The organism is Pseudomonas sp. WS 5079 (assembly GCF_012985465.1).
GTDB lineage: Bacteria > Pseudomonadota > Gammaproteobacteria > Pseudomonadales > Pseudomonadaceae > Aquipseudomonas.
Map to the genome: position 1 here is coordinate 494082 of NZ_JAAQWN010000003.1, position 26110 is coordinate 520191.

Consider the following 26110-nt stretch of genomic DNA (forward strand, 5'->3'; position numbering starts at 1 on the left):
GGTTCCGGTTAAAAAACGGCCGCGCAGTGTATGTCACTCGCGTGCAGATGCGTAGGCCGACTATCCGCTAAATACAGCAGACTTGTTACCTTGAAAGGTCGGCTCCTTGCCCCCAACTCCTGTGCATACGGTTGGTGGCTGTCGAAAGGATCAAGCTTGTCCTGCAAGCCGCCGATATTTTTCTGACGCACCTCGAATCGCCCCGCAATGCCCAGGCAGGCAGGGCCCGACTGTGCGATCTCGATAACGGATGGTGATGCCCCCATGGATTTCAAAGACTATTACAAGATTCTTGGTGTCGAGCCGACGGCCGATGACAAGCAGATCAAGGCCGCTTATCGCAAGCTGGCCCGTAAGTATCATCCCGACGTCAGCAAGGAAAAGGACGCGGAAGAGAAGTTCAAGGACGCCTCGGAAGCCTATGAGGCGCTGAAAAGTGCCGACAAGCGCGCCGAGTACGATGAATTGCGCCGCTATGGCCAGCACGGTCAGCCCTTCCAAGGGCCGCCAGGTTGGCAGAGCCGTGGCGGGTTTGGCGGTGGCCAGGATACGGGCGAGTTTTCGGACTTCTTCAGCTCGATCTTCGGCTCGCGTGGCAACGGCTTTGGCGGCGCCCAGGGGCGCAGCCCCGGGCGGCGCGGCCAGGATGTGGAGATGGAGTTGCCGGTGTTCCTGGAGGAGACCCTGTCCACCGAGCCCAAGGCAATCAGCTTCCAGGTGCCGCAATACAATGCGGCGGGCCAGCACGTCAGCAACACCACCAAGAGCCTGAACGTGAAGATTCCGGCCGGTGTGGCCGATGGCGAGCGCATTCGCCTCAAGGGCCAGGGGGCTCCGGGGATCGGTGGCGGCGCCAATGGCGACTTGTACCTGATCATCCGCTTTGCGCCGCACCCGAAGTTCGAGGTCGAAGGCGAAAACCTGGTGATCACTTTGCCGCTGGCACCGTGGGAATTGGCTCTGGGCGCGGAAGTCGCAGTGCCGACCCTGACCGGCAAGATCAACCTCAAGGTCCCGGCCGGCAGCCAGAACGGCCAGCGCATGCGGGCCAAGGGCCATGGCTTGCTGAACAAGGCCGGGCAGCGCGGGTACCTGTTTGTGCAGCTCAAGGCCGTGATGCCCAAAAGCAGTGACGATGAGGTCAAGGCGCTGTGGCAGGAACTGGCGCAAAAGGCCAATTTTGATCCGCGGGAAACCTGGGGCCGCTAACCGCCCTGTGTGGGAAATCAGCAAAACCCTGTAGGAGCTGGCTTGCCAGCGATGGCGGCGGCATTACCAGCATTGATGCTGCCTGACCCACCGCCATCGCCGCCTCGCTAAAGCTCGACAGCTCCTACCGAGGATCGTTGCCGGGCACAAATTTGCGCCACATCGCAAAAGAAATGTAGGAGCTGTCGAGCCCCGGCTAGGCTGCGATGGCGGCGGCACTGCCAGCATTGATTCTGCCTGACCCACCGCCATCGCCGTCTCGCTAAAGCTCGACAGCTCCCACAGGGGATCGTTGCCGGGCACAAATTTGCGCCACATCGCAAATGAAATGTAGGAGCTGTCGAGCCCCGGCGAGGCGGCGATGGCGGCGGCACTGCCAGCATTGATTCTGCCTGACCCACCGCTATCGCCGCCTCGCTAAAGCTCGACAGCTCCTACAGGGGATCGTTGGCGGGCATAAATTTGCGCCACATCGCAAATGAAATGTAGGAGCTGTCGAGCCCCGGCGAGGCGGCGATGGCGGCGGCATTGCCAGCATTGATGCTGCCTGACCCACCGCTATCGCCGCCTCGCTAAAGCTCGACAGCTCCTACAGGGGATCGTTGCCGGGCACAAATTTTCGCCACATCGCAAATGAAATGTAGGAGCTGTCGAGCCCCGGCGAGGCTGCGATGGCGGCGTTATTGCCAGCATGGATGCTGCCTGACCCACCGCCATCGCCGCCTCGCTAAAGCTCGACAGCTCCTACAGGGGATCGGTGGTGTCTACTGGCGCGGCAGCACTACGGTAAACGTGGTGCCCGCCGCCTCGCTGGACGTCACTTCAATCGTGCCCCCATGGGCCTGCACCACTTCCTTGACGATAAACAAGCCCAGCCCGAGGCTGGTCGAGTTGCTGCCCAGCTCTTCGTTGGCGCTGCGTACCAGCGGGTCGAACACGGTGCCCAGCGCCGCCTGGGGAATCGGCTGGCCGTAGTTGTGCATGCGCAGTTCCACGCTGTCGGGCGTGCCGTCCAGGCTCAGGGTCACCGCCTGGCTGTTGAGGCCGTGCTGCAATGCATTGCCGATCAGGTTCTGCAGCAGTTGATCAATGCGCCCGCGATCCCACAGCCCTTGGGTTTCCCCGTCGATGTGCAGGTGAACCCGGCAGTCCGGGCGGCCTGCGCACGCTTCATTGATGGCCTCTTTGGCAGCATCGGCCAGGTTCATCGGCTTGGGCTCGATAGGCAGGCTGCTGCCCAGTCGGCTGCGGACAAACTCCAACAGGTCGCTGACCATCGCCTCCATGTGCCGCGCACCATTTTGGATATTGCCCAGCAGGCTCAAACCGTTGCTGTCCAACGCAGCTTTGCGCAACAACATCTCGGTGGACATCTTCACCGCCTGCAAGGGCGCGCGCAGGTCGTGGCCGAGGATGGCGAGGAAAATATCCCGCGAGCGATTGACCTGCTCGGCGTAGGCCGCCGTGGATTCGGCCAGGGCTTCGTCGATGGCTTCGTTGAAGCGGATCATGTCCTGGAAATAGTCCAGGTCCGGCGATTCCAGGCTATTGACCCACAGGCGAATCACACAGGCGCGCAGGTGGCGGAACTCGGAGGTCATCTGCACCAGGTCAAAACCCACGGTATGGCGCAGTTCGCCATGGCTGGCGGCCGCTTCGTCCAGGCTCGGGGTCTTTTCCGGGCCTTCGCCCTTGGCCTTGGCCGCCTGTTCGCTGGCGCTCTGGCGGGTGTTCATGTCCCGCGCGGCGGCCAGCAGGATCGAACGGGCGTGGTCGCGCAGTTGCGCGCGGTTCAGGGTTTCGGCGGCCGGGGTCAGGGTTTCGGCAAACTGTTCCCATTCATCGACGATTCGGTCGGCATGCAACACGATGAATTCGGATAGGCGCATAGCCAGGTTCCCAAGTGCAAGACAGTGAACAAACGTCGCGCATCGTAGCGCCAACGTCTCCCGGCTTCACTGGCACAGCAGGTGCCTGCCGATGAACGGTCAGAACAGGAAGTAACGCTGGGCCATCGGCAGCACGTCCGCCGGCTCGCACCACAACAGCTCGCCATCGGCCTTGACCTGGTAGGTCTGCGGATCGACCTCGATATCTGGCAGGTAGTCGTTGTGGATCAAGTCGCTCTTTTGCACCTGGCGGCAACCCTTGACCACCGCGATCTGCTTCTTCAGGCCCAAGGCCTGCGGCAGGCCCTCTGCCAGCGCCGCCTGGCTGATAAACGTCAGGCTGGTGGCGTGCAGCGAGCTGCCGAAGCTGGCGAACATCGGGCGGTAGTGCACCGGCTGCGGGGTGGGGATTGACGCATTGGCATCGCCCATCAGGCTGGACGCAATCGCCCCGCCCTTGAGGATCAGGGTGGGCTTGATGCCGAAGAACGCCGGGCGCCACAACACCAGGTCGGCCCATTTGCCGACTTCGATGGAGCCCACTTCATGGCTGATGCCGTGGGTGATCGCCGGGTTGATGGTGTACTTGGCGATGTAGCGCTTGGCGCGGAAGTTGTCGTTGCCCGCGCCGTCGCCAGGCAGTGGCCCGCGTTGTTTCTTCATCTTGTCGGCGGTTTGCCAGGTGCGTGTGATCACTTCGCCCACGCGGCCCATGGCCTGGCTGTCGGAGCTGATCATCGAGAAGGCGCCAAGGTCGTGCAGGATATCTTCGGCGGCGATGGTTTCGCGGCGGATGCGGCTTTCGGCGAACGCCACGTCTTCGGCAATGCTCGGGTCCAGGTGATGGCAGACCATCAACATGTCCAAGTGCTCGTCGATGGTGTTGCGGGTGAACGGCCGCGTCGGGTTGGTGGAGCTGGGCAGTACGTTAGGGAAACCGCAGGCCTTGATGATGTCCGGCGCGTGGCCGCCACCGGCACCCTCGGTGTGATAGGTGTGGATGGTGCGCCCCTTGAGCGCGGCGAGGGTGGTTTCGACGAAGCCCGACTCGTTGAGCGTGTCGCTGTGGATCGCCACCTGCACATCGTACTCATCGGCCACGCTCAGGCAGTTGTCGATGCTGGCGGGCGTGGTGCCCCAGTCTTCGTGCAGCTTCAAACCGATGGCGCCGGCCTTGACCTGCTCGATCAGCGGCTCGGGCAGGCTGGCATTGCCCTTGCCGGTAAAGCCGATGTTCATCGGGAATGAGTCGCTGGCTTGCAGCATGCGCGCCAGGTGCCACGGGCCTGAAGTACAGGTGGTGGCATTGGTGCCGGTGGCCGGGCCGGTGCCGCCGCCGATCATGGTGGTGACGCCGCTGGTCAGCGCCTCTTCGATCTGCTGCGGGCAGATGAAATGCACATGTGAGTCGATGCCGCCGGCGGTAAGGATCATGCCTTCACCGGCGATCACTTCGGTGCTGGCGCCGATGGCCATGGTCACGCCGGGCTGGATGTCCGGGTTACCGGCCTTGCCAATGGCGTGGATGCGGCCATTCTTCAAGCCAACGTCGGCCTTGACGATGCCCCAGTGGTCGATGATCAGCGCGTTGGTGATCAGCGTATCCACCACTTCATGGGCGAGCAGTTGGCTTTGGCCCTGGCCATCGCGGATGACTTTGCCGCCGCCGAACTTCACTTCTTCGCCATAAACCGTGAAGTCCTGCTCCACTTCGATGAACAGTTCGGTGTCGGCGAGGCGGACCTTGTCACCGACGGTGGGGCCGTACATGTCGGCGTAGGCTTGGCGGCTGATTTTCATGTGTGTGAACCCTGGAAAATATGTGTTGAATGTGAAACCGCTATCGCCGGCAAGCCAGCTCCTACATTTGAAGTGCATTCCCATGTGGGAGCTGGCTTGCCTGCGATGAGGCCCTAAAGATCACCCATGATCTTCCCGGCAAACCCGAACACCCGGCGCAACCCTGCCAGCTCCACTAACTCCACCTCGCGACTCTGCCCCGGTTCAAAGCGCACCGCCGTGCCCGCCGGGATGTTCAGGCGCATGCCGCGGCTGAGGGCGCGGTCAAAGGTCAGCGCGTCATTGGTCTCGAAAAAATGGTAATGGGAACCCACCTGGATCGGACGGTCGCCGCTGTTGGCCACGTTCAGGGTGACCGTGCGGCGGCCCACGTTGAGTTCGATTTCACCAGGCTGGATCTGATATTCACCAGGAATCATGCAGGTTGCCCCAGGGTCTTGAAGTAGATGGCGGTCGGGCTGTAGTGCCCGTCCGGGCTTTGGCAGTAGTCCGGCAACTCGCCGATTTTTGTGTAGCGCAGCGCCTGGTAGAAGGCTTCGGCACCGGAGCCGGCCTCGGTGTCCAGGTACAGCAGGCCGCGTTTGTGCTGGCGGGCGGCGAGTTCCAGAGCGCTCATCAGTTGCTGGCCCAGGCCATGGCGGCGGGCGCTGCTGTGCACCAGCAGTTTTTGCACTTCGGCGCGGTTGAGGCCGTTGGCTTTGAGGCACAACGCCAATTGCACACTGGCGATCACTTGCTCGTCGCGCACCACTACCCAGAGCAGCAGGCTGCCCTCCTCGATACTCGCCTGCACACCGCTCAAATAGGTGCGGGCCTGGGCATCATCGAAGTCGGCCATGAAACCTACCGAAGCGCCATGCTTCACCGCGTCCAGCAACAGCTCAATCAAACCCAGGCGGTAATGGGCAAAACTTTCAGCATTGACTCGACGCAGTTGGGCAGCATTCATCGGTGTTACTCCTTGTGGACCGCCGGCGGCTGGGCGCCGGGGCTGAGCAGCAGTTGCATAAAGGTCAGGTCCAGCCAGCGGCCAAACTTGGTGCCCACCTGGGCCATCTGCCCGGTGATGCCAAAGCCCAGGCGTTCGTGCAGGCGGATCGAGGCCTGGTTGCCGCTTTCGATGGCGGCAACCATCACGTGTTTGTCGCACGCCCGGGCGCGTTCGATCAGGGCCTGCATCAGCAGCGGGCCCAGGCCTTTGCCGCGTTGGTCGTTGCGCACGTACACCGAATGCTCGACGGTGTGGCGAAAGCCGTCGAAGGGCCGCCAGTCGCCGAACGAGGCATAGCCGAGCACCTGCTCGGCCTCCACCGCCACCAGGATCGGATAAAACTGCGCCTGGCGTGCGCTGAACCAGGCCTGGCGATTGCCCAGGTCCACCGGTTGATCGTTCCAGATGGCCGTGGTGTTGAGCACGGCATCGTTGTAGATATCGCGGATCGCCGGCAGATCGCCGTGCACCGCGTCACGAATCAGCAAGGACATGGCCGGGCCTCAGGCGATGGGTTGGTGGACGGTCACCAGTTTGGTGCCGTCGGGGAAGGTGGCTTCGACCTGGATATCCGGGATCATCTCCGGGATGCCTTCCATCACTTGCTCGCGGCTGAGCAGGGTGGTGCCAAAGTGCATCAGGTCGGCCACGGTGCGCCCGTCGCGCGCGCCTTCGAGCAGGGCCGCGGAGATGTAGGCGATGGTTTCCGGGTAATTGAGCTTCACCCCACGCGCCAGGCGGCGCTCGGCCACCAGGCCTGCGGTGAAGATCAGCAGCTTGTCTTTTTCCCTTGGGGTCAGGTCCATGGTCAGCAGTCCGTTTTGAAAAACAATTATTAACAACACAGGTCCAATGTGGGAGCGGGCTTGCTCGCGAATGCGGTGGGTCAGTAATGGATATGCTGACTGATACACCGCATTCGCGAGCAAGCCCGCTCCCACATTTTGATCTCATGTGTTCCAAATTCTTGGTGGTATGGCCTCACGCCCCAGCAATGCCGGGCGCAACAGCCGCCACAGATCAATCAACCAGGCCCGCGCCAGTAACGTCTCGCTGGCCAGGCAGCGCGCCACCAGCAAACCCGGCAGTTGGGTCAGGTCGCCACGCACTGCATGCGGCAGCGCTCGGCATTGTTCAAGCAGTTCGGTATCGATTTCCCCGCTCACCAGCAACGTGGCGAACACCGGCTGCCCATCCAGGCCAATCGGCGAGTCGAGCAGGCCGTCGTCGCCGACGATGCGTTGGCGTTCATGCCAGAGCAACTGGCCGTCGCGACGGATATCCAGGTGCGACTGGAAGTGCCCACGGTCGAAACGTTCGCCGCTGGCCGGGCGCCCCAGCGCCACCACGTCCCAGTACAGCAGCCGGGCGTCGCCGTGCAGGTCGATGCGGGTGCTGAGTTCGGCCTGGGCCGCACTGAACACGATGGTTTCCTGGGGCAGCCACTCCAGGGTGGCGCCGGCCTCGACCGTCAAGGCCACCTGCTGGTAGGCCGGCCCGCTGGCACGGTACCACTTGGCGGCGCCGGGGCTGGTCAGTTGCGCCCACGCGCCCTCAGCCAGGTGGGCGGTGATCTCCAGGCGATCGCCCCCGGCAATCCCGCCCGGCGGGTGCACGATGATGTGCTGGCACACCTCGGGGCCTTCGGCATACAGGTGCTTTTGCACCCGCAGCGGGCCCAGGTGGCGGCGCAGCACCGGGCGCGTGCTGGCGCCAAAGCGTGCATAACCCAACTCCAGCGCGGCGTGCCAACTGGGGGTGAACAGAGCGGTGGGGGCAGGAACGGTCATGGTCAGGGCTTATCAACGAGACGCTACAGATTAGATGGTAACCAGGCCGCGTACACCCTCGGCCTCCATATTTTCTCCGCGGCCCTGCTGGACGATTTCCCCCCGTGACATCACCAGGTATTGATCGGCCAGTTCGGCGGCGAAGTCGTAGAACTGCTCCACCAGCAAAATCGCCATGTCGCCGCGTTCTGCGAGCTTCTTGATCACCGCGCCGATCTCCTTGATCACCGAGGGCTGGATGCCTTCGGTGGGCTCATCGAGGATCAACAGGCGCGGACGGCTGGCCAGCGCACGGCCAATCGCCAACTGCTGTTGTTGACCACCGGACAAGTCGCCGCCGCGCCGATGCTTCATTTGCAGCAACACCGGGAACAGTTCGTAGATAAACGCGGGGACTTCCTTGGCTTCAGAGCCCGGAAAGCGCGACAGGCCCATCAACAGATTTTCTTCCACGGTCAGCCGCCCGAAAATCTCGCGGCCCTGGGGCACATAGGCGATACCGGCGTGCACGCGCTGGTGCGGCTTGAACCCGGTGATGGCCTTGCCTTCCCAGTTCACCGCGCCCTCCTTGGCGGGCAGCAGGCCCATCAGGCATTTGAGCAGGGTGGTCTTGCCCACGCCGTTACGGCCGAGCAGGCAGGTGACTTCGCCGACTTTCACGTCGAACGAAAGGCCGCGCAGGATGTGGCTGCCGCCGTAGTACTGGTGCAATTTGTCGACTTGCAGCATGTTCAAAATCTCCTCAATTCCCCTGTGGGAGCTGGCTTGCCTGCGATGGCGCTGTGTCAGTCACCCTGGCTATCGCTGGCCAGCCAGCTCCTACATAAAGCGGATTGCATCAGGCTTAGCGACCGAGGTACACCTCGATCACCCGCTCATTTTCCTGCACCTGTGCCAGCGACCCTTCGGCCAGCACGCTGCCCTGGTGCAGCACCGTCACATGGTCGGCAATCGCGCCGACAAAGCCCATGTCGTGCTCCACCACCATCAGCGAATGCTTGCCCGCCAGGCGCTTGAACAACTCGGCGGTGAACTCGGTCTCGGCGTCGGTCATGCCGGCCACCGGTTCATCGAGTAGCAACAGTTGTGGGTCTTGCATCAGCAGCATGCCGATTTCCAAAAACTGCTTCTGGCCGTGGGACAGTAAACCCGCCGGGCGCTGTACCGAAGTCGTCAGGCGAATGGTGTCGAGCACTTCATCGATGCGGTCCTTCTGTTCACCGCTCAGGCGCGCCCGCAGGCTGGCCCACACGGACTTGTCGGTCTTCTGCGCCAGCTCCAGGTTCTCGAACACGCTCAGGGCCTCGAACACCGTGGGTTTCTGGAACTTGCGGCCAATGCCGGCCTGGGCGATCTGCACTTCGCTCATGCGCGTCAGGTCCAGGGTTTCGCCGAACCAGGCCTTGCCGTGGCTGGGGCGGGTCTTGCCGGTGATCACGTCCATCAGGGTGGTCTTGCCCGCGCCGTTGGGGCCGATGATGCAGCGCAGCTCGCCGACGCCGATATACAGGTTGAGGTCGTTGAGGGCCTTGAAGCCATCGAAGCTGACGCTGATGTCTTCCAGGGTCAGGATCGTGCCGTGGCGGGTATTGAGGCCCTTGCCGGCGGCCTGGCCGAGGCCGATGGCGTCGCGGCTGGTGCCTTGGTCGCGGTTCGGTTCGATGATCGGTTCGAGCATGAACTGGTCGGTTGCCGTGACTCTCATTGTTCGCCCCTTTTCTTCAGCAGGCCGATGATGCCCTTGGGCAGATACAGCGTGACGATGATGAACAGCGCCCCCAGGAAGAACAGCCAGTACTCCGGGAAGGCCACGGTGAACCAGCTCTTCATGCCGTTGACCACGCCGGCACCCAGCAGCGGGCCGATCAGGGTGCCGCGCCCGCCCAGGGCCACCCACACGGCGGCCTCGATGGAGTTGGTCGGCGACATTTCGCTGGGGTTGATGATGCCCACCTGCGGCACGTACAACGCACCGGCCAGGCCGCACAGCACCGCGCTCAACACCCACACAAACAGCTTGAAACCGCGCGGGTCGTAGCCGCAGAACATCAGGCGGTTCTCCGCGTCGCGCAGGGCCGTCAGCACCCGGCCGAACTTGCTCCGGGCCAGGCGCCAGCCGATAAACAGGCTGCCCACCAACAGCAGCACCGTGGCCAGGAACAGCACCGCGCGGGTGCCCGGCTCGGTGATGCCAAACCCCAGGATGCTACGGAAGTTGGTAAAGCCGTTATTGCCGCCAAAGCCGGTCTCGTTGCGGAAAAACAAGAGCATCCCGGCAAAGGTCAAGGCCTGGGTCATGATCGAAAAATACACGCCCTTGATCCGTGAGCGGAAGGCAAAGAAGCCGAACACCAGCGCCAGCAAACCCGGCGCCAACACCACCAGGCACAGGGCCCAGAGGAAGTGCTGGGTGCCGAGCCAATACCACGGCAGTTCGGTCCACGACAGGAAGGTCATGAACGCCGGCAACTCGCTGCCGGCGGCCTGGCGCATCAGGTACATGCCCATGGCGTAGCCGCCAAGGGCAAAGAACAGGCCGTGGCCCAGGGACAGCATGCCGGCGTAGCCCCACACCAGGTCCAAGGCCAGGGCAACGATGGCGTAACAGAGGATCTTGCCCACCAGCGTCAGGGTGTAGGCCGAGACATGCAATGCGTTATCGGCCGGCAGCAGCGACAGCAGCGGCAACGCCAGCAGCACGGCGAGGATCACCGCGCCCACTGCAATCGTCACCTTGGGGCCGGCCTTTTGCGCGGCCGTGAGCATCAATGGCTGGTTCATCAGTCGATCACCCGTCCTTTCAGTGCGAAGAGTCCTTGCGGGCGTTTCTGGATAAACAGAATGATCAGCGCGAGGATCAGGATCTTGCCGAGTACGGCACCGATCTGCGGTTCGAGAATTTTGTTGGCGATGCCCAGGCCAAAGGCGGCCATGACGCTGCCGGCCAGTTGGCCGACGCCACCGAGCACCACCACCAGGAACGAGTCGATGATGTAACTCTGGCCCAGGTCCGGGCCGACGTTGCCGATCTGGCTCAGGGCTACGCCGCCTAAGCCGGCGATGCCCGAGCCGAGGCCAAAGGCGAGCATGTCCACACGCCCGGTGGGCACGCCGCAGCAGGCGGCCATGTTGCGGTTCTGGGTGACGGCGCGCACGTTGAGGCCCAGGCGGGTCTTGTTCAGCAGCAGCCAGGTCAGCACCACCACGCACAGGGCAAAGCCGATGATGACGATGCGGTTGTATGGTAATACCAGGTTGGGCAATACCTGGATCCCGCCCGACAGCCAGGCCGGGTTGGCCACTTCGACGTTCTGTGCGCCGAACAGCAGGCGTACCAGTTGGATCAGCATCAGGCTGATGCCCCAGGTGGCCAGCAGGGTTTCCAGTGGGCGGCCGTAGAGGTGACGGATCACCGTGCGTTCCAGGGCCATGCCGATGCCGGCGGTGACAAAAAACGCCACCGGCAGCGCGATCAGCGGGTAGAACTCGATGGCCTGGGGCACATAGCGCTGCATCAGCAACTGCACCACATAGGTGGAGTAGGCACCGAGCATCAGCATCTCGCCGTGCGCCATGTTGATCACCCCGAGCAGGCCGAAGGTGATCGCCAGGCCCAGGGCCGCCAGCAACAGGATCGAGCCCAGGGACATACCGCTGAAGGCTTGCCCGAGGATCTCGCCCACCAGCAGCTTGCGCTTGACCTGGGCCAGGCTGGTTTCGGCCGCGGTGTGTACTGCGGCGTCGGCTTCCACGCCGGGCGCCAGCAGGGCCTCCAGGCGCGTGCGGGCCAGCGGGTCGCCGGTGCTGCCGAGCAGGCGCACGGCAGCCAGGCGCACGGCCGGGTCGGTGTCGACCAGTTGCAGGTTGGCCAGGGCCAGGCTCAGGGCGCTGTGCACCGGGTCATGGGTTTCGCTGGCGAGCTGCTGGTCGAGGAATTTCAGCTGCGCCGGTTGCGCGCTTTTTTGCAGGGTTCGGGCGGCGGCCAGGCGCACCTTGGGATCGGCGGCGAGCAGTTGCTGGCTGGCTTGCACGTTGTCGATCAGGCCGCGCAGGCGGTTGTTCAGGCGCACGGTCTTGGCTTCGCCGTTGACCGTGAGTTGGCCTTGTTGCAGGGCGTTGACCAACTCGATACGCGCAGGGTCAGGCTGGGCGGCCCAGTCCTGCAACAGCTTGGCCTGTTGGCTCGGGTTGGCGGCGAGGAAATCTTCGGCATCGCCGGCGTGTGCGGCCAGGGGCAGCAACAGCAGGCAGGCCAGGAGGAGGCGGTGGAGGGCAGTGGGCATAACAAATTGTCCTGAACATGCGCGGACGGGGTGAACACCTACCCCCTGTAGGAGCCGGCTTGCCGGCGATTGCGGTGTGTCAGTCGATTCATCTGTCACTGACACGCTGCTATCGCCGACAAGCCAGCTCCTACAGGGGGCGGGCTCGTGGGTTGGGGCTTAGTTGCTCTTGACCGCGTGATCCGGCTTCTTGTCATTGCCAGGGATGTACGGGCTCCACGGCTGGGCGCGGATCGGCCCTTCGGTCTGCCACACCACCGAGAACTGGCCGTCGGACTGGATCTCGCCAATCATCACCGGCTTGTGCAGGTGGTGGTTGGTCTTGTCCATGGTCAGGGTGTAGCCCGACGGCGCGGCGAAGGTCTGGCCGGCCAGGGCTTCACGCACTTTGTCGACGTCGGTGGACTTGGCTTTCTCCACCGCCTGCGCCCACATATGGATGCCGACGTAGGTGGCTTCCATCGGGTCGTTGGTCACGGCCTTGTCGGCACCCGGCAGGTTTTTCGCCTTGGCGTAGGCTTTCCAGTCGGCGACGAACTTGGCGTTGACCGGGTTCTCTACCGACTGGAAGTAGTTCCACGCCGCCAGGTTGCCCACCAGCGGTTTGGTGTCGATGCCGCGCAGTTCTTCCTCGCCTACCGAGAACGCCACCACAGGCACCTCGGTCGCCTTCAGGCCCTGGTTGGCCAGTTCCTTGTAGAACGGCACGTTGGAGTCACCATTGACGGTGGACACCACCGCGGTCTTGCCACCCGCCGAGAATTTTTTGATGTTGGCCACGATGGTCTGGTAATCGCTATGGCCGAACGGGGTGTAGACCTCTTCGATGTCCTTGTCGGCTACGCCTTTGGAATGCAGGAACGCGCGCAGGATTTTGTTGGTGGTGCGCGGGTACACGTAGTCGGTGCCCAGCAGGAAGAAGCGCTTGGCGCTGCCGCCTTCTTCGCTCATCAGGTATTCCACTGCCGGGATCGCCTGCTGGTTCGGCGCGGCGCCGGTGTAGAACACGTTGGGCGACATTTCCTCGCCTTCGTATTGCACCGGGTAGAACAACAGGCCGTTGAGTTCTTCGAACACCGGCAGCACCGATTTACGCGACACCGAGGTCCAGCAGCCGAACACCACCGCGACCTTGTCCTGGGTCAGCAACTGCCGGCCCTTTTCGGCGAACAGCGGCCAGTTGGAGGCCGGGTCGACCACCACCGCTTCGAGCATCTTGCCGTTCACCCCGCCCTTGGCGTTGATCTCGTCGATGGTCATCAGCGCCATGTCCTTGAGGGACGTTTCGGAGATGGCCATGGTCCCGGACAGCGAGTGCAGGATGCCGACCTTGATGGTCTCGGCGGCCTGGACGGTCCAGGTCAGGCCCATGGCGGCAATGGATGCCGACAGAGTGAAAGCCTTGATCAAGCTGCGACGCTTCATGGTGCGGTCTCCAGAACTCAATATTTTCAGGGGGCGGATAGGGGCGTTGCCAGAGCATTTGCAAAGGCTGTGCCTATTGGCTGCGCTGCCTTGTTATGTGGGCCATGGGCTGCACTGGTCGGTTGCACTGCACCAAGTGAGGGCTTGCCGGGCGTGCTGGTGCGTGGCGTGCGCCCGAACGGGGCAGGGCGTGTGGCGCGGTGGATATCTATTTAGCGCCCTCGCGCTCGCGCCAACGGTAAAGATCGCCGTGACCCTGGCCAGCGTCTGGTCGGGGCATATTTGAGGGGATGTCATGGAACGACCTAAACGCGGTTGGTTCGGCAGCGGATTGAAGTCGGATGTGGTACTGCCACCAGTGGGACCGGCCTTTGTCACCATGGATGATGCGGCGCGTTATGCCCATCGACAGATCGGCAGCCGGCGCGATAAGGAGTATGGCGGGGTGATCCTGGAGAGCTTGGCGGACGGCTACTTCTATGCCACCGAGCCGATAGCGGGCGGGGCCTACACCTTCGATTACTGGACGGTGCTGAAAGTCGACAGCAATAGCCAGTATCTGCACCCACAAGGCTATCGGTGCGTGGCCGACTACCACTCTCATCCCGATGCGTTCGATGATTTTCAAGAGAACAACCCTGAGTTTTCCGAGCGTCAGGTCAGGGGGCTGAATGGCTTTTTTTCGGATATTGACCTGAGCATCTTTATTTTGGAGCGCGGTTTTTTTTCGGCCTCTTATCTGTCTGGGCCCGATGGCGGGTTGCTCAAATATGTCACCACCGGCTCGGCTGAGGAGCAGCGTTTTGGTGTGTGGCTCGATAAAAAGCTGCACTTCGGTCATGCGGATGGCCCGGCCGATAACAAACCGGAGACCTTCTTCAAGAAGGCCGCCAGTGTCAGCCAGTTGTCCATCGTGGTTCCGAGTGCGTTGTGGGGGGGCTCGACAGGCACAGTGCCCAGGCAATGGCGACCGTTCACAGCCTTTGTCTCGCGCACCTACGAGCTGCCGGCCTGCGGGCCGGTGTACGCCGGGCTTGATGCCCTGCTGGAGGTATTGCAGCAACGCAACCCTGAACGCGCCTTTATCCTCAAGGATGCCAACAAAGAGGACTATGTGCTGGTCGAGCCCCCGGCCGGCGGGCCCGCACCGGTGTCCATCCAGCAATTGTTCCCGCGCACCTCGGATGGTAAGCGCGTGTCACACGAGAGCTTCCATTGGGTGGCGGTCTATCTGGGACGCCCTCCGGTGCCCCTGCGCCTCCCGTCCAGGGACGCGTGGCTGTACCGTAACTTTTTTAGCCCGCTGGAGTTGGCGACCCAGCTTTACCATGGGGTGCAGTCCAGGGATTTGCTGGGGCCGGAGCGTCAGCTGTTTTTCTATCGCAACCTCAATGATGGGGCGTTGTTGCAATACAAGTGCGCGTTCTCGACCGCCGAGACTGAACTGTTTCGCGTCGAGCCGGACGGTCAGGTGGTGGATAACCAGATCGATTCGGCGCTGCTCGCGGGTACGCTGAGCCCTCGGGACTTTGTCCTGCGCGTGGCGGCAGGCGGGTATCTGTCGGTGATCCGGGCGGGCAAGATCTGGGACAGGCTCGGCCCGGTCGACGCGCAGTGGCGAGCCGTCTCCAGGGTTCCCAAACCCGTATTGAGTCCGCCCTTTGTCACCGCCGATGATGCTGCGCGCTGGGCTCACAACCGGATCGGCGAGCGACGCGACAAGGAGTATGGCGGTGCGGTGCTGCGACAAGGCGTGCGTTATTTCGCCACAGAACCGGTGGCCGGTGCGTCGATACAGTTTGATTTTCGCGCCATCATGGCCACCGATGAGCATGACTACTTCATTGCTCCGGCTCCCTTCGACTGCTACGCCTTTTACCACTCGCACCCGGCGGGCTCTCCCGGTGAGCAGGGGTTGCACACTCAGTTCACGGCCGATGAGGTGGAGATATTTATCAGCTTTTTCTCGTCTGCCGACCAGGCGTTTGTCATCGGTAACCGCGAGTTTGCCCCGGCCCACTACCTGTCAGGCCCGCAGGGCTCGTTGCTCAAGTATGTGAGCAGCGGTTCAACGGCGGAGCAGACGCTGCTCAAGCAGTTGACCGGTGAAATGCCGATCCAGCCGATCACCGAGTTTGAAGGGACTGTCTGGAATTTTGCCGATGCGGGCGACCTGCGGGTGGTGTTGGCCAACCGTGTCTGGGGCGGCGCTCGCGGTCGTGTCGCCAGGGGGTGGCGGGTCGGCGAACCGGTCATTCCCAAGGACACCGTGCAGGAGCAGCCGTTCTTTACGCCGCAGGCCAACACGGGGCAAGTTGCCGCGCTGATCGCCCTGAACCATATCAATGGCATGCCGGCGGGCGCTTACCAGGGGTTTGTGCTCAAGCATCAGAATGCCCCGAGCTATATCGCGACGCTACCGGTTGCAGCAGGCACAACCCTGGCCAGTCTGTTCCCCGCCCGTGCCGACGGTCAGGCGAAACTGCCCTCCAATTATCGCCTGGTTGGCCTTTACCGTAATGTGTTTGCGTCCGAGCCGAGGCCGTTGCCGGCCAATGAAGCCTGGCTGTATAAGCGGTTTGCCCCACCTGCGCTATGGGTGGAGGTCATGACCCAGGCTCTTGCCACCTCCAAGCTGCAGATCGCCGGGTTGGGGCTCAAGTTGTATCTGCAAGCCCCTGACCGGGCGCTGCTGCATTGGCAGGTGCCGAGTGCCGATACCGCCAACGAGCTGTTTAGCGTGGTCGGCCAGAGGGTGACTGACAAAGGCAACCAGGCGGCACTGCTCGACGGTACGTTGTCGTCCCGGGAGTTCGTGCACCGGGTGATTCGTGCCGGCGAGTTGACGGTGATTCAGCAGGGCGACTTATGGAACGTACTGGGGCCGATGCATGACGGCGAGCGTCTGCCGCTGGGTTCGGGGACCACGCTGCTGAGTGCGGCATTCCTGACGGCCGATGATGCCGCGCGCCTTGCCCACGAGAAGATCGGCTTTCGCCGAGGGACGGCCTTTGGTGGGTACATTCTCAAAAGGCCAGACGGGCGATTTTTATTCACCGAACCTGTGACTATTCATGGCGACGGCTTTTCCTCCGACCTGCTGCTGCCGAGACCGGGCGGTGGTTCGCTGGTGCCTCCGGTGGGCCATGAGATTCATGGGCGCTACGCCTCCCATGGGGCGGTGTCCTTCAATGACCTGGCCCGCCAGCGGCGCCTTGACTGGACCCTTGCGGACCTTGAGGTCAATGCCACGATGTTCTCGGATGTGGAGATCCGGGCGGTGATTGAATCCCGCCTGCCGGCTTACCTGAGCGGTTCGCCGAACAACCTGATCGGCTACACCCCCAGCGGCTCGGCCAATGAGTTGCTGGTGCTGAGCAACACCACCCGCGAGCCCGGCCAGCATGGTTACTTCGAACGCCTGGAAACCGGCAAGCTCAAGCCGGTGGACATCGTTACCCGCCTGGCGGATGCGGGCAATCTGCAAGTGCTTGTCGGTAGCCAGTTATGGGGGCCGCGTGGCACGGTCTACGACGACTGGACGCCCAACTTCGAGTATGCCCAGATCGATCTGCAAACCCCGGCGTTTGGTGCAATCTTCAACAGCCAGGACGCGGCGGCGCTCAATGCGCACATTCGCTGGTACGGCAGGAACCTGGATGCACAGGCGGCGACGGCCTACATTCTCAAGCACCCGCAACACGAAGAATATGTGGTCAGCGAGCTGTTGCCGATCAAGCCGCCCGGGCGTTGGTTGAGCGACTCCTCCAGGGGCTTCGGGTATCTGACCGGTGGCGACTTCGCCAAGGGCTTTGTGCTCAAGGGCCTGCTGTATTCACAGCAATGGCTGCCTGTGGGGCTGAACACTTCCGAGGCCTGGTTGACCCAGTTCTTTGTCACCCCCGAGTTGCTGTTGCGTGCCGAAGAAGATGCCCGGCATTTGCCGCGATCTTCTGCGGGGCCCGCCGTATTGCCTGTGTATATGTCAACACTGGACGGCGCCTTGTTGCGGTATCAACCCCAGGCTTCGTCAATGCTCAAGCAGGGCATTGATGGCGCCGGTGTGACGATCCAGGGCATGAGCCTGCATGACGGCTCCCTGGATATCCGCCGGTTTGTCACGCTGATCGCCAAGGCCGGTGACCTGCGGGTGTTATACAGCAGCCAGTGCTGGGATCGACGGGGACTGGTCATCGAAAACGCCACGTCATGGCGTCCCTATGGGCGTTTCACCCGCCGTCGCCTGGGCCCGGCTTTCCAGGAACAGGATGACGCAGTGCGCCATGCTCGCTCACGGCTGGGTGATCACGATAACGGCTTGCTGGGAGGCTTGGTGCTCAAGCGCCCTGACGGCCTGTTCGTGGCCACAGAACTTTTGAAAGTGCCTCGCGAAGATTTCGATCCCAAGTGGATTTTCCCCGATGAGGTGGTCTCGGTGGGAGGTTTTCCGGCGGGCCATACAATTGTTGCGCGTTACCGCACCAGTGCTGCGCGGGAGTTGCCGTTTACCCTGGAGGCCACGCAAAAGAGCGTCTACCGCAATATGCTTTCCACCCGGGTGATTGGCGCATCGCTGCAGTCGCGGGACGTGCATCTGACCCGCGAGTACCTGTTAGGCACCGACGGCTGCGTACTCAGTTACACCCGTAGCCGCACAGCCCTTGAGGATCAGTTGAAAACAGCCCTGCAGCCATTGCAGCCGCAACGTGCCGAGCTGTTGGATAACCTTGTCGAGCGGCAGATGCGCGACGGCACGCTGACCCCGGTCGAGTTCGTCACCCGGCTGGCCCAGGCCGGTACATTGCGCGTGGTGGACGGTAGCGTGGTGTGGGGCATGCCGCGCACGATCACAGCACCCTTCGTTGCCAACGTCGTCTGGCCCGAGCCGTTGTTGATCCGCAACGCCGTGGCCGACCCGCCGTTCAGCCCGCTCTTCACCCAGGAGCAGGACGCGGTGCGCTATGCCCATGAGCAGTGCAGGCCCGGTGAGAGCTTGCAGTTCGGCTACGTTTTCAAGTCGCCCAAGCTGGGGCTTTACATGGTCAGCCTGCCACTGGTGCGTGCGAGCTATCGCGACTATAGCCAGGTGTTCCCCCAAGGCCTGCTTCCCCAGGGGTATGCCCTGGAAGGTCTCTACCTCTGCGCCACCAATGAGCTGTTGACGCCGGCGGAAGACCCGTTGCACCAGGCGTTCTTCCTGCCCACGGATTTTGATACGGGCCTGCGTTTCTCCCAGCACGCTGTCAAGGACAAGAAACTGCGCCTCTACCTGTCGTGCCCGGACGGCGCGCTGCTCAGGTATCAGTACCTCAGTAGCGATGAGCAACTGGACACGCTCGGCTCGTTGCAGGTATTGCGCGAACAGTTGCTGCTGGGTAATGCCCGCATGCTTGACCACGTGCGCAGCCTGGTTGCCCGGGGCAATCTGGATGTGTTGATCGAGGGCCGGGTGTGGGCTGGCACGACACGGGTTTCCTCCGATTGGCAACCGGGTACGGGGCCAGGTTTCGAGGAAACCTGGCGGGCCTGTGGCCCGCTCTTTTCCCATGCCGACGATGCTGCCCGCGATGTACAGCGCAGGCTCGCGCCGTATCGTGGCCAGGAGTACCTTGCCGCGATATTGGGCAATCGTGCGCGCACCTCGTTTGTCGCTACGTTGCCGCGAGTGGCCGGGCTCGACACGGCGCAGCAGCTGGCGCTGTTTTACACCGGGCCAGATGGGCCGGTACAGCCGCTGGTGCAACCGACTGAGCACCCGGTGCCTGAGCCGGTGTTCCCGACGCAGTACCAAGTGGTCGCCGCACAACTGATCTACGGCGCCATGCCGCCCTCGCAAAGCAACGATCCCCAGGAGCAGCGGCTGCTCAACAACTTTGTCGGCCCGGCACTCTTGAGCTTGTTCCAGCGGGTGTTGCGTGCGCATGCAGAGCGCCCGGCAAGCCTTTACCTGTCGGTTCGCGATGGGGCGCTACTCAAATACATTCCGAGCTTTTCGCAGATGGAAGACCAAATCCAGCAGCTGGGTGTGAGGCTCCAGCCCAGTGAGTTCCTCAAGCGCGTGACCGGCTATGGCCAGCTTTTTGTACTGGATCGGGATGCGCTCTGGCGCAACGAGGGGCGCACGGTGGAAGCTCAGGTCGACCCGCGCAACCAAACCGAAGAAACCCAGATCGATGAAGCATTGAGCATCCGCGACCGGGATGAGCTGTAAGCCGGCGCCTGAGCTTAGCGCCTGCGCATCAGGCCAATAAAAAACAGGCCGCCAATCGCCGCCGTGGCCACGCCAATCGGCAGGTCCTCGGGGGCGATCAGGGTGCGGGCGGCGACATCGACCCACACCAGGAACAGGCTGCCCACCAGCACGCACACCGGCAACAGGCGCCGGTGCTCGGCGCCCACCAGGCGCCGGGCGATATGCGGCACCATCAGCCCGACAAACCCGATGGAGCCGCTGATCGACACCAGCACGCCGGTCATCAGCGAGGCAATCAAGAACACCTTGAGGCGCACATTGCGCGCGTTCAGGCCCAGGGTCACGGCGGTCTGCTCGCCGGCCATCAGCGCGTTGAGCGGGCGGGCCATGCCCAGCAGCAACAGTAGGCCCAGCAGCACCGTGGCGCTGGGGATCGCCAGCAGTTCCCAGCGCGCCAGGCCCAGGCCGCCGAGCATCCAGAACATCACCGCCGACGCCGCGCGATGGTCGCCCATGAACAGCAGCAGATTGGCCGCCGCCATCATCACGAATGACACCGCCACCCCGCACAGCAACAGGCGATCACTCTCCAGCCGGCCATTGCGGCTGGCCACCGCCAGCACCACCAGCATGCTCAGTAGCGCGCCGATGAAGGCGGCGATGGGCAGGGTCAGCAGGCCGATGATTTCGCCCACATGCAGCACTACGATTACCGCGCCCAGGGTAGCGCCCGAGGTCACCCCCAACAGGTGCGGATCGGCCAGTGGGTTGCGCGTGACCGCCTGCAAGACTGCGCCAATCAACGCCAGCCCGGCACCCACCAGCGCCCCGAGCAACATGCGCGGTACGCGGATCAGCCAGACGATATGTTCCTGGCCCACCGACCAGTCCACCGCCCCGATACCCAGGGCCTTGTGCAGCAGGATCCGCCACACCACGTCCACCGGCACCCGTGCCGAACCGAAGCCCAGCGAGACCACACAGGACACCAGCAGCACCGCGCCAAGGGCGGCGAGCAGCAGGGCATAGCGGCGCTCGATCATTGGCCGTGGAACCCCTTGGCCAGGGTTTCCACCGCCAGCACATTGTCGATCCCAGGTGTGGCCTGCACGTAGGGGATCACGATAAAACGCCGCTGCTTGATCGCGTCCACCGATTGCAGGGCCGGGTTATCCAGCAGGAACTGGATTTTCTGCTCGGCAGTGATTTCGCTGTAGTCGACGATCACGATCACCTGGGGGTTGCGCTCCACCACGGTCTCCCAGTTGACCCGGGTCCAGCTGGCGTCCACATCGTCGAGGATATTGCGCCCGCCAGCGGCAGCGATCAGCGCCTGGGGCATGCCCAGGCGGCCGGAGGTCATGGCGCGGTCTTCGCCGCTGTCATACAGGAACACCCGTGGCTGTGTGGCGGGCAGGGTTTTGTGCACAGCGGCGACCTGGGCCTGCATCCGGGCGATCAGGGCGTCGGCGCGGTCCTGCACGTCGAAGATCCGGCCCAGGTTGCGCAGGTCGTTATAGGTGTCGTCCAGGGTTGCTGCCGGGCGCTTCATCACGAACGCGCAGGATTCGGTCAGCTCCAGCACGTTGATGCCCAACGGTTGCAGGGTCTGTGGGGTGAGGTCGCCCCCCACGCGCATGCCGTAGTCCCAGCCGGCGAAGAAGAAATCCACATTGGCGTTGAGCAGGGTTTCCACCGACGGGTACTTGGCCGCCAGCTCCGGCAGGCCGTCGAGCAGCGTGGCCATTTGCGGGGTCACCGCCTTCCAGCCGGTCACGCCGCTGTAGCCGACCATGCGCGACTTGAGCCCCAGGGCGAGCATCATCTGGGTCATGTTGATGTCGTGGCTGACCGCGTGTTCAGGGGCCTGGTTGAAGATCACCTCGCGGTTGCAGCTCTGGATCTTCAACGGGTAGCGGGTGGCCTCGGCAAAGGCCTGGGTCGCACCGCACAGCAGGGTAAGGCACAGCAGGGAACGCAGGATCATGGTTGGGTTATCCAGGTGATTCGCGGGTAGCCGGAAAGTGGATGGGTATCGATCAGTGCCTCGACACCGAACACCTCGCGCAGCAGCTCGGCGGTCAGCACTTGGTGGGGCGTGCCGCTGGCGACGATGCGGCCATGGTTGATCACGTACAGGCGATCACAGAAGGCGGCCGCCAGGTTCAGGTCATGGATGCTGGCCAGGGTGCCGATCTGCAGGCGCTTGACCAGCCCCAGCAGCTCCAGTTGGTAGCGTGGGTCGAGGTGGTTGGTCGGCTCGTCGAGGATCAGCAGTTGCGGCTGCTGGGCCAGGGCGCGGGCGAGGATCACGCGCTGCTTTTCACCGCCGGACAGGGTGGCGAAGGCATGGTCCTCAAAACCCAGCAGGCCGACGGATTCGAGGGCGTGCTGAATCAGTTGGTGGTCGTGCAGGGTATCGCTGTCGAACAGCCCTTTGTGCGGGGTGCGGCCCATGGCGACCACTTCATCGACCCGCAGGCCGAAGGCGTCGGGGAACTCCTGCAGCACCACGGCGATGCGCTGGGCGCACCAGCGCGAGGATTGCTTCCAGACGTTCTGGTGATCCAGATGCACTTCACCCTGCTCGGGCTTGCTGAAGCGATAGGCGCAGCGCAACAGGCTGGTCTTGCCGCTGCCATTGGGCCCGATCAACCCGACAAACTCCCCGGCACCCACCTGCAGGCTGGCATCACGCAGGTGGAACTGGTGATGACAGTGGCCATGGCCCAGGGGGGACCAGGCGAGGTGGTGGAGGTTGAGTGTGGGCATCAAAAATCTCAAGTCAAACAGCGATCCAGGGGTGGTTAGAAGGTGTAGTCCGCGGTCACAAAGAACGAGCGCGGTTCACCCAGTATCCATTGCTGGCCGTCATTGTATTGGCTCACGGCATAGGTGCGGTCGAACAGGTTATTCAATTGCAGGCCCAATGTCGTGTTGCGCAGGGCTTTCCACGAAACAGTGGCGTCGACCACGGTGTAGCTGGGCAGCTCATTGCGGTTGGCCATGTCAGCGTAGCGCGCATCCACATACCGCACGCCGGCACCGGCGCGGATGTCGTCGCTCACCGCCTTGCTGACCCACAGGTTGGCCGTACGGCGCGGCACGTCCACCGGGCGATTGCCGTCGCGCGAGACCTGCACGCCGCCGACGTTCTGCTGGAAGTCGTCATATTGCGCCCGCACGATGGCCGCGTTGGCCTGCAGTTGCCAGGCGTGGGGCAGTTGCAGGTCGAGGCTGGCCTCCAGGCCGTCGGAGGATTGCTGGCCCACTTGCTGTTTGAACTGCGGGTTGCCCGGCACATCGGTCAGCAGTTTCTTTTTGACGATATGGTAGGCCGCCAGGGTCCACTCGCCGCGCTGGTCCCAGAAAGCTTGCTTGATACCGATTTCGGTCTGCTTGGCGGTGGACAGGTCGAACGCCTGTTGGCTTGAACTCAGAGAGATCAGCCCGCCGACGCCATCGGTGCTGGTGGCGTACTGGCCGTAGACCGAGGTGTCCGGGGTGAGGGCAAACACCAGGCCGGCCTTCCAGTTGTTGCCGGTCAGGGTCTTGTCGTTGCGTTCACCGCTGCGCAGTTCATCGCGGTCCAGGTGCACGTAGTCGCGACGAATGCCGGTGACCAGGGACAGGCGCTCGCTCAGTTGCAGGCGGTTTTCGGCAAAGCCTGCGAACTGCTTGGTGGTGGTGGCGAACACCGGCAGGAACGGATCGGCGCTTTCAAACGGGGCCTGGGCCGGGTGTTTCACATCGATGGGCTGGCCACCGTCCACGACGTCGTTAAACGGTGAGTTGCTGGCCAGGCGAAAGCGGATGCGGTTGTATTCCACGCCGGTCACGGTCTGGCTGTCGAGGCCAAACAGGGTGTGTTTGAAGGTAAAGGTCTGGCGGTCGCCGACCTGTTCCTGGTTGTGCTTGATGCCAAAAAAACCGCTGCGGGTCAGTTGCCCGGCGCTGAAGTTGTAGTTCTCGGCGTTCTGCCAGCGGCGCTGGGCCTTGAGGTAGTACAACTCGTTGCGCGCGCTGACACTGTCGTTGATCTGCCATTCGCTGCTCAGGCGGGTCCACTGGTCGTTGTAGTGCTGGGTGTCGTTGCTGACGTTGTAGTTCTTGTCCCGCAGGCCCTTGTGCAGGTGGCCGTTGAGCAGCGGTGTGCCGAAATAGTTCTGCGGGCGTTGGTCGCCGTAGTCGTGGGCCAGGGTGAAGCTCAGGTTGTCGGCGGCCTGCCAGCGCAGGGCGGCGCTGGCAAACTCGCTGGCCGAGTCGCCACGGTCGATAAAGCCATGGCTGCGCAGGCGGTTGAGGTTCAGGCGATAGCTCAAGGTATCGGTCAGCGAGCCGCCGCTGTCCAGGGCCTGTTGCTGGCGATCATAGGCGCCGTAGCCGAGGCGGATGTGGTTTTCGATCTCGCCCTCAAAGGGCTTTTTCGCGACGGTATTGACCACCGCGCCGGTGGCGCCTTCGCCATACAGCACCGATGCCGGGCCGCGCAGCACGTCCACGCGTTCGACGGCCCAGGTGTCGACCGGGAAGGTCGAGGTGCCCATGCCGTTGTACAGGCGGTTGCCGTCATACAACTGCATCACCGAACCCTGGCCGGCAAACCCACGGGCTTGCAGCGAGGTACCGCCGTCGCCCGGGGTGCCGGTGCGGCTGATGCCGGTGGCGCGGGAGATGGCGTCCTGCACACTGGCGTCGCCGCGTTCGCGGATCTGCTCGCCGGTCTGGCTTTCGACACTGCCGGGGGTTTGCCGGGCGCTGAGGCCCAGGCGCGAGCCGGCGGTGGTCGGGGTGTCGAGGTCGACAGGTGCGCTGTCCACTGCCGGGGCGGTCACGGGGCTGACGGGCAGGGTCAGGGCCTGGGCACTGTTGTGCAAGGCAAGCAGGCACAGGCCGCTGGCAAGGTACTTGTTCATCGGACGACAGATCGCTTCTTCGAGACGGTACTCGCCGCTGAGCGCGGCGAGTGGGGACGGTGCAGTAAGTGTTATAAGTTAACACTTCTTGCGCTGGGGATGAAAGCCCGCGTAAGACTACATAACGTCTCTATGTAGGGCATCTCGCCTACCTCATGCAGAAGATGAGGCCGATTCACGTTGCTTGAAAAAACGCGCCAGTACCAGCCGATCCAACACCCACACCACGATCAGCGAGGCGCCGACCAGCGGGAAAATGATCGCCAGGGCCAGCATGATCAGCATCGCGGTTTTCCATTTCGGCAGGTCGTGGCGCAACGGCGGCACCCCTAGGCCGCCCTGTGGCCGGCGCTTCCACCAGATCACCAGGCCACTGACGGCACTTAGCAGAATCATCAGGCACACCAGCAGCACGATGATCTGGTTGATCACCCCGAACATCTTGCCCTCGTGCAGCATCACCCCGGACTCGGTGACCCGCGCCACCGTGTTGTAGTGTTCCCAGCGCACGTCGGCTAAGACCTTGCCGGTGTACTGGTCGACATGCAGGGTTGCGTCATTGCGCGGGTCGTTGGCGAATACGGCGATGGTGAACACGCCCGTGGCCGTGGTGGGGAAGGTGACGCTGTAGCCCGGCTCGACCTGGCGTGCGGTGGCCAGGTCCACCACCTGTTGCAGGCTGATCGCCGGGGCGGCCGGGCCATGGTGCATGCCGCCGTGCTGCATGTGTTCGGCATGCTCGCCGGACATCGGCATGGGGGTGTTTTCCAGGGCCCATGGCACGGTCTGTTGTGTGGCGGTGTTGAGGCTGCGGGCCTGTTGGTCGGACTGCGGCACGTCGTTCCACATCGCCGCTGGGAAGTGGTTCCACAGATCGGCGTATTGCTTGCCCCAGAAGCCGGTCCAGGTCAGGCCGCTGAGGATCATCAGCAGCAGGAATGCGGCGCCCCAGAACCCGGTGACCCCATGCAGGTCGCGCCAGAACAGGCGCCCGCGACTGCCCAGGCGCGGCCACAGGATCCCAGCGGCGGATCTGCCGCGCGGCCACCACAGGTACAGGCCGGACACCACCAGCATCACCCCCCAGCCCGCCGCCAGCTCGATCAGGCGGTCGCCGGTGGTGCCGATCATCAACTCACCGTGCAGCGCACGGACGATGGCTTGCAGGTTGTAGGTCGCGTCCTGCTCGCCGAGTACGTTGCCGCGATAGGGGTCGACGAACACGGTCAGTTCGTGGCCGGCGTTGTGCAGGACAAACTGCGCGCTGCTGCTGGCGTCCACAGGCGGCAGGTATTTGCTGAGGGTGGCTTGTGGGTAGGCGGCCTTGGCGCGCTGCAATTGCTCGTCGGCGCTGAGGACGTGCGCGGCGGGCTCGACCTTGAGCAGGTCGGCATACATCAGCGGGTCCAACTGGGGTTTGAACAGGTAGATGATGCCGGTCACTGCCAGCAACACCATGAAGGGCGCGACAAACAGCCCGGCGTAGAAATGCCAGCGCCAGGCCAGGTTGTAGAAGGAAATCTTTGGAGGGTTCATCAGGGCGCTCCGCAAGGACTCTTATATGGGTATTGATGACGCTATTGCGGGCAATCCCCCTGTAGGAGCCGGCTTGCC

The 26110-nt window shown here is 63.2% G+C and carries 19 protein-coding genes; 2 read left to right on the forward strand and 17 right to left on the reverse strand.

Annotation, left to right across the window (positions count from 1 at the left end; all coding sequences use genetic code 11):
• Nucleotides 1-264: 264 nt before the first annotated feature.
• A complete protein-coding gene (locus tag HBO05_RS10935) occupies nucleotides 265-1209 on the forward strand; it encodes a DnaJ C-terminal domain-containing protein (protein WP_169952118.1) in 945 nt (314 codons plus the stop codon).
• A gap of 764 nt (nucleotides 1210-1973) precedes the next feature.
• Here HBO05_RS10935 and HBO05_RS10940 read toward each other — a convergent pair.
• From HBO05_RS10940 to urtA, 12 genes are all read right to left on the reverse strand, one after another.
• Nucleotides 1974-3098 carry a HAMP domain-containing sensor histidine kinase gene (locus HBO05_RS10940; protein WP_169952116.1) on the reverse strand — a complete coding sequence of 375 codons (1125 nt, stop codon included), beginning with the start codon at nucleotides 3096-3098 and terminating at the stop codon, nucleotides 1974-1976.
• A gap of 99 nt (nucleotides 3099-3197) precedes the next feature.
• Nucleotides 3198-4898, reverse strand: a complete 1701-nt coding sequence (gene ureC, locus HBO05_RS10945; RefSeq protein WP_170042495.1) for an urease subunit alpha — start codon at nucleotides 4896-4898, stop codon at nucleotides 3198-3200.
• 113 nt (nucleotides 4899-5011) lie between these two features.
• Nucleotides 5012-5317, reverse strand: a complete 306-nt coding sequence (locus HBO05_RS10950; protein WP_170042497.1) for an urease subunit beta — start codon at nucleotides 5315-5317, stop codon at nucleotides 5012-5014.
• Nucleotides 5314-5847 (reverse strand): GNAT family N-acetyltransferase, encoded by a 534-nt coding sequence (locus HBO05_RS10955; protein WP_169952110.1) that lies wholly within the window; start codon nucleotides 5845-5847, stop codon nucleotides 5314-5316. Before HBO05_RS10955 ends, HBO05_RS10950 begins: the two co-directional genes overlap by 4 nt.
• A gap of 5 nt (nucleotides 5848-5852) precedes the next feature.
• On the reverse strand, nucleotides 5853-6383 hold the full coding sequence (locus HBO05_RS10960; protein WP_172312608.1) for a GNAT family N-acetyltransferase: 531 nt from the start codon (nucleotides 6381-6383) through the stop codon (nucleotides 5853-5855).
• 9 nt (nucleotides 6384-6392) lie between these two features.
• Nucleotides 6393-6695, reverse strand: coding sequence for an urease subunit gamma (locus HBO05_RS10965; RefSeq protein WP_032862374.1), 303 nt, complete (start codon nucleotides 6693-6695; stop codon nucleotides 6393-6395).
• 144 nt (nucleotides 6696-6839) lie between these two features.
• The gene (locus tag HBO05_RS10970) at nucleotides 6840-7679 is read right to left on the reverse strand and encodes an urease accessory protein UreD (RefSeq protein ID WP_169952104.1); all 840 of its coding nucleotides are present in this window, start codon (nucleotides 7677-7679) and stop codon (nucleotides 6840-6842) included.
• A gap of 30 nt (nucleotides 7680-7709) precedes the next feature.
• Nucleotides 7710-8408 carry an urea ABC transporter ATP-binding subunit UrtE gene (gene urtE / locus HBO05_RS10975; RefSeq protein WP_170042502.1) on the reverse strand — a complete coding sequence of 233 codons (699 nt, stop codon included), beginning with the start codon at nucleotides 8406-8408 and terminating at the stop codon, nucleotides 7710-7712.
• A 115-nt stretch (nucleotides 8409-8523) separates the two neighbouring features.
• A complete protein-coding gene (urtD, locus tag HBO05_RS10980) occupies nucleotides 8524-9357 on the reverse strand; it encodes an urea ABC transporter ATP-binding protein UrtD (RefSeq protein ID WP_170042568.1) in 834 nt (277 codons plus the stop codon).
• Between the two features lie 23 nt (nucleotides 9358-9380).
• Nucleotides 9381-10460, reverse strand: coding sequence for an urea ABC transporter permease subunit UrtC (urtC, locus tag HBO05_RS10985; protein ID WP_170058621.1), 1080 nt, complete (start codon nucleotides 10458-10460; stop codon nucleotides 9381-9383).
• Complete coding sequence (gene urtB / locus HBO05_RS10990; protein ID WP_172312610.1) at nucleotides 10460-11962, reverse strand: urea ABC transporter permease subunit UrtB; 1503 nt, start codon at nucleotides 11960-11962, stop codon at nucleotides 10460-10462. Before urtB ends, urtC begins: the two co-directional genes overlap by 1 nt.
• 159 nt (nucleotides 11963-12121) lie before the next feature.
• Nucleotides 12122-13387, reverse strand: coding sequence for an urea ABC transporter substrate-binding protein (urtA, locus tag HBO05_RS10995; RefSeq protein ID WP_169952098.1), 1266 nt, complete (start codon nucleotides 13385-13387; stop codon nucleotides 12122-12124).
• A gap of 295 nt (nucleotides 13388-13682) precedes the next feature.
• On the opposite strand from urtA, the gene HBO05_RS11000 reads away from it, so the two are divergent.
• On the forward strand, nucleotides 13683-19598 hold the full coding sequence (locus tag HBO05_RS11000) for a DUF4329 domain-containing protein (protein ID WP_172312612.1): 5916 nt from the start codon (nucleotides 13683-13685) through the stop codon (nucleotides 19596-19598).
• Nucleotides 19599-19612: 14 nt separating this feature from the next.
• Here the strand turns inward: HBO05_RS11000 and HBO05_RS11005 are convergent, their stop codons facing one another.
• From HBO05_RS11005 to HBO05_RS11025, 5 genes are all read right to left on the reverse strand, one after another.
• The gene (locus HBO05_RS11005) at nucleotides 19613-20623 is read right to left on the reverse strand and encodes an iron ABC transporter permease (protein ID WP_169952094.1); all 1011 of its coding nucleotides are present in this window, start codon (nucleotides 20621-20623) and stop codon (nucleotides 19613-19615) included.
• A complete protein-coding gene (locus HBO05_RS11010) occupies nucleotides 20620-21567 on the reverse strand; it encodes an ABC transporter substrate-binding protein (RefSeq protein ID WP_170058623.1) in 948 nt (315 codons plus the stop codon). Before HBO05_RS11010 ends, HBO05_RS11005 begins: the two co-directional genes overlap by 4 nt.
• Nucleotides 21564-22352, reverse strand: coding sequence for an ABC transporter ATP-binding protein (locus tag HBO05_RS11015; protein ID WP_172312614.1), 789 nt, complete (start codon nucleotides 22350-22352; stop codon nucleotides 21564-21566). The genes HBO05_RS11010 and HBO05_RS11015 overlap by 4 nt, the downstream gene beginning before the upstream one ends.
• 35 nt (nucleotides 22353-22387) lie before the next feature.
• Complete coding sequence (locus HBO05_RS11020; protein WP_172312616.1) at nucleotides 22388-24496, reverse strand: TonB-dependent receptor; 2109 nt, start codon at nucleotides 24494-24496, stop codon at nucleotides 22388-22390.
• 153 nt (nucleotides 24497-24649) lie between these two features.
• Nucleotides 24650-26032: a PepSY domain-containing protein gene (locus HBO05_RS11025; protein WP_172312618.1), complete on the reverse strand. Its 1383-nt coding sequence runs from the start codon at nucleotides 26030-26032 to the stop codon at nucleotides 24650-24652.
• Nucleotides 26033-26110: the final 78 nt, after the last annotated feature.

Bases quoted from the DNA above. Each gene is read 5' to 3' on its own strand.
- urtE (WP_170042502.1), bottom strand. From the start codon at position 8,408: ATGCTGCAAGTCGACAAATTGCACCAGTACTACGGCGGCAGCCACATC.
- HBO05_RS11010 (WP_170058623.1), bottom strand. From the start codon at position 21,567: ATGATCCTGCGTTCCCTGCTGTGCCTTACCCTGCTGTGCGGTGCGACC.
- urtA (WP_169952098.1), bottom strand. From the start codon at position 13,387: ATGAAGCGTCGCAGCTTGATCAAGGCTTTCACTCTGTCGGCATCCATT.
- HBO05_RS10955 (WP_169952110.1), bottom strand. From the start codon at position 5,847: ATGAATGCTGCCCAACTGCGTCGAGTCAATGCTGAAAGTTTTGCCCAT.
- HBO05_RS10950 (WP_170042497.1), bottom strand. From the start codon at position 5,317: ATGATTCCTGGTGAATATCAGATCCAGCCTGGTGAAATCGAACTCAAC.
- urtD (WP_170042568.1), bottom strand. From the start codon at position 9,357: ATGCTCGAACCGATCATCGAACCGAACCGCGACCAAGGCACCAGCCGC.
- HBO05_RS11005 (WP_169952094.1), bottom strand. From the start codon at position 20,623: ATGATCGAGCGCCGCTATGCCCTGCTGCTCGCCGCCCTTGGCGCGGTG.
- HBO05_RS10940 (WP_169952116.1), bottom strand. From the start codon at position 3,098: ATGCGCCTATCCGAATTCATCGTGTTGCATGCCGACCGAATCGTCGAT.
- urtC (WP_170058621.1), bottom strand. From the start codon at position 10,460: ATGAACCAGCCATTGATGCTCACGGCCGCGCAAAAGGCCGGCCCCAAG.
- ureC (WP_170042495.1), bottom strand. From the start codon at position 4,898: ATGAAAATCAGCCGCCAAGCCTACGCCGACATGTACGGCCCCACCGTC.
- HBO05_RS10960 (WP_172312608.1), bottom strand. From the start codon at position 6,383: ATGTCCTTGCTGATTCGTGACGCGGTGCACGGCGATCTGCCGGCGATC.
- HBO05_RS11020 (WP_172312616.1), bottom strand. From the start codon at position 24,496: ATGAACAAGTACCTTGCCAGCGGCCTGTGCCTGCTTGCCTTGCACAAC.
- HBO05_RS11015 (WP_172312614.1), bottom strand. From the start codon at position 22,352: ATGCCCACACTCAACCTCCACCACCTCGCCTGGTCCCCCCTGGGCCAT.
- HBO05_RS10970 (WP_169952104.1), bottom strand. From the start codon at position 7,679: ATGACCGTTCCTGCCCCCACCGCTCTGTTCACCCCCAGTTGGCACGCC.
- urtB (WP_172312610.1), bottom strand. From the start codon at position 11,962: ATGCCCACTGCCCTCCACCGCCTCCTCCTGGCCTGCCTGCTGTTGCTG.
- HBO05_RS10935 (WP_169952118.1), top strand. From the start codon at position 265: ATGGATTTCAAAGACTATTACAAGATTCTTGGTGTCGAGCCGACGGCC.
- HBO05_RS10965 (WP_032862374.1), bottom strand. From the start codon at position 6,695: ATGGACCTGACCCCAAGGGAAAAAGACAAGCTGCTGATCTTCACCGCA.
- HBO05_RS11025 (WP_172312618.1), bottom strand. From the start codon at position 26,032: ATGAACCCTCCAAAGATTTCCTTCTACAACCTGGCCTGGCGCTGGCAT.
- HBO05_RS11000 (WP_172312612.1), top strand. From the start codon at position 13,683: ATGGAACGACCTAAACGCGGTTGGTTCGGCAGCGGATTGAAGTCGGAT.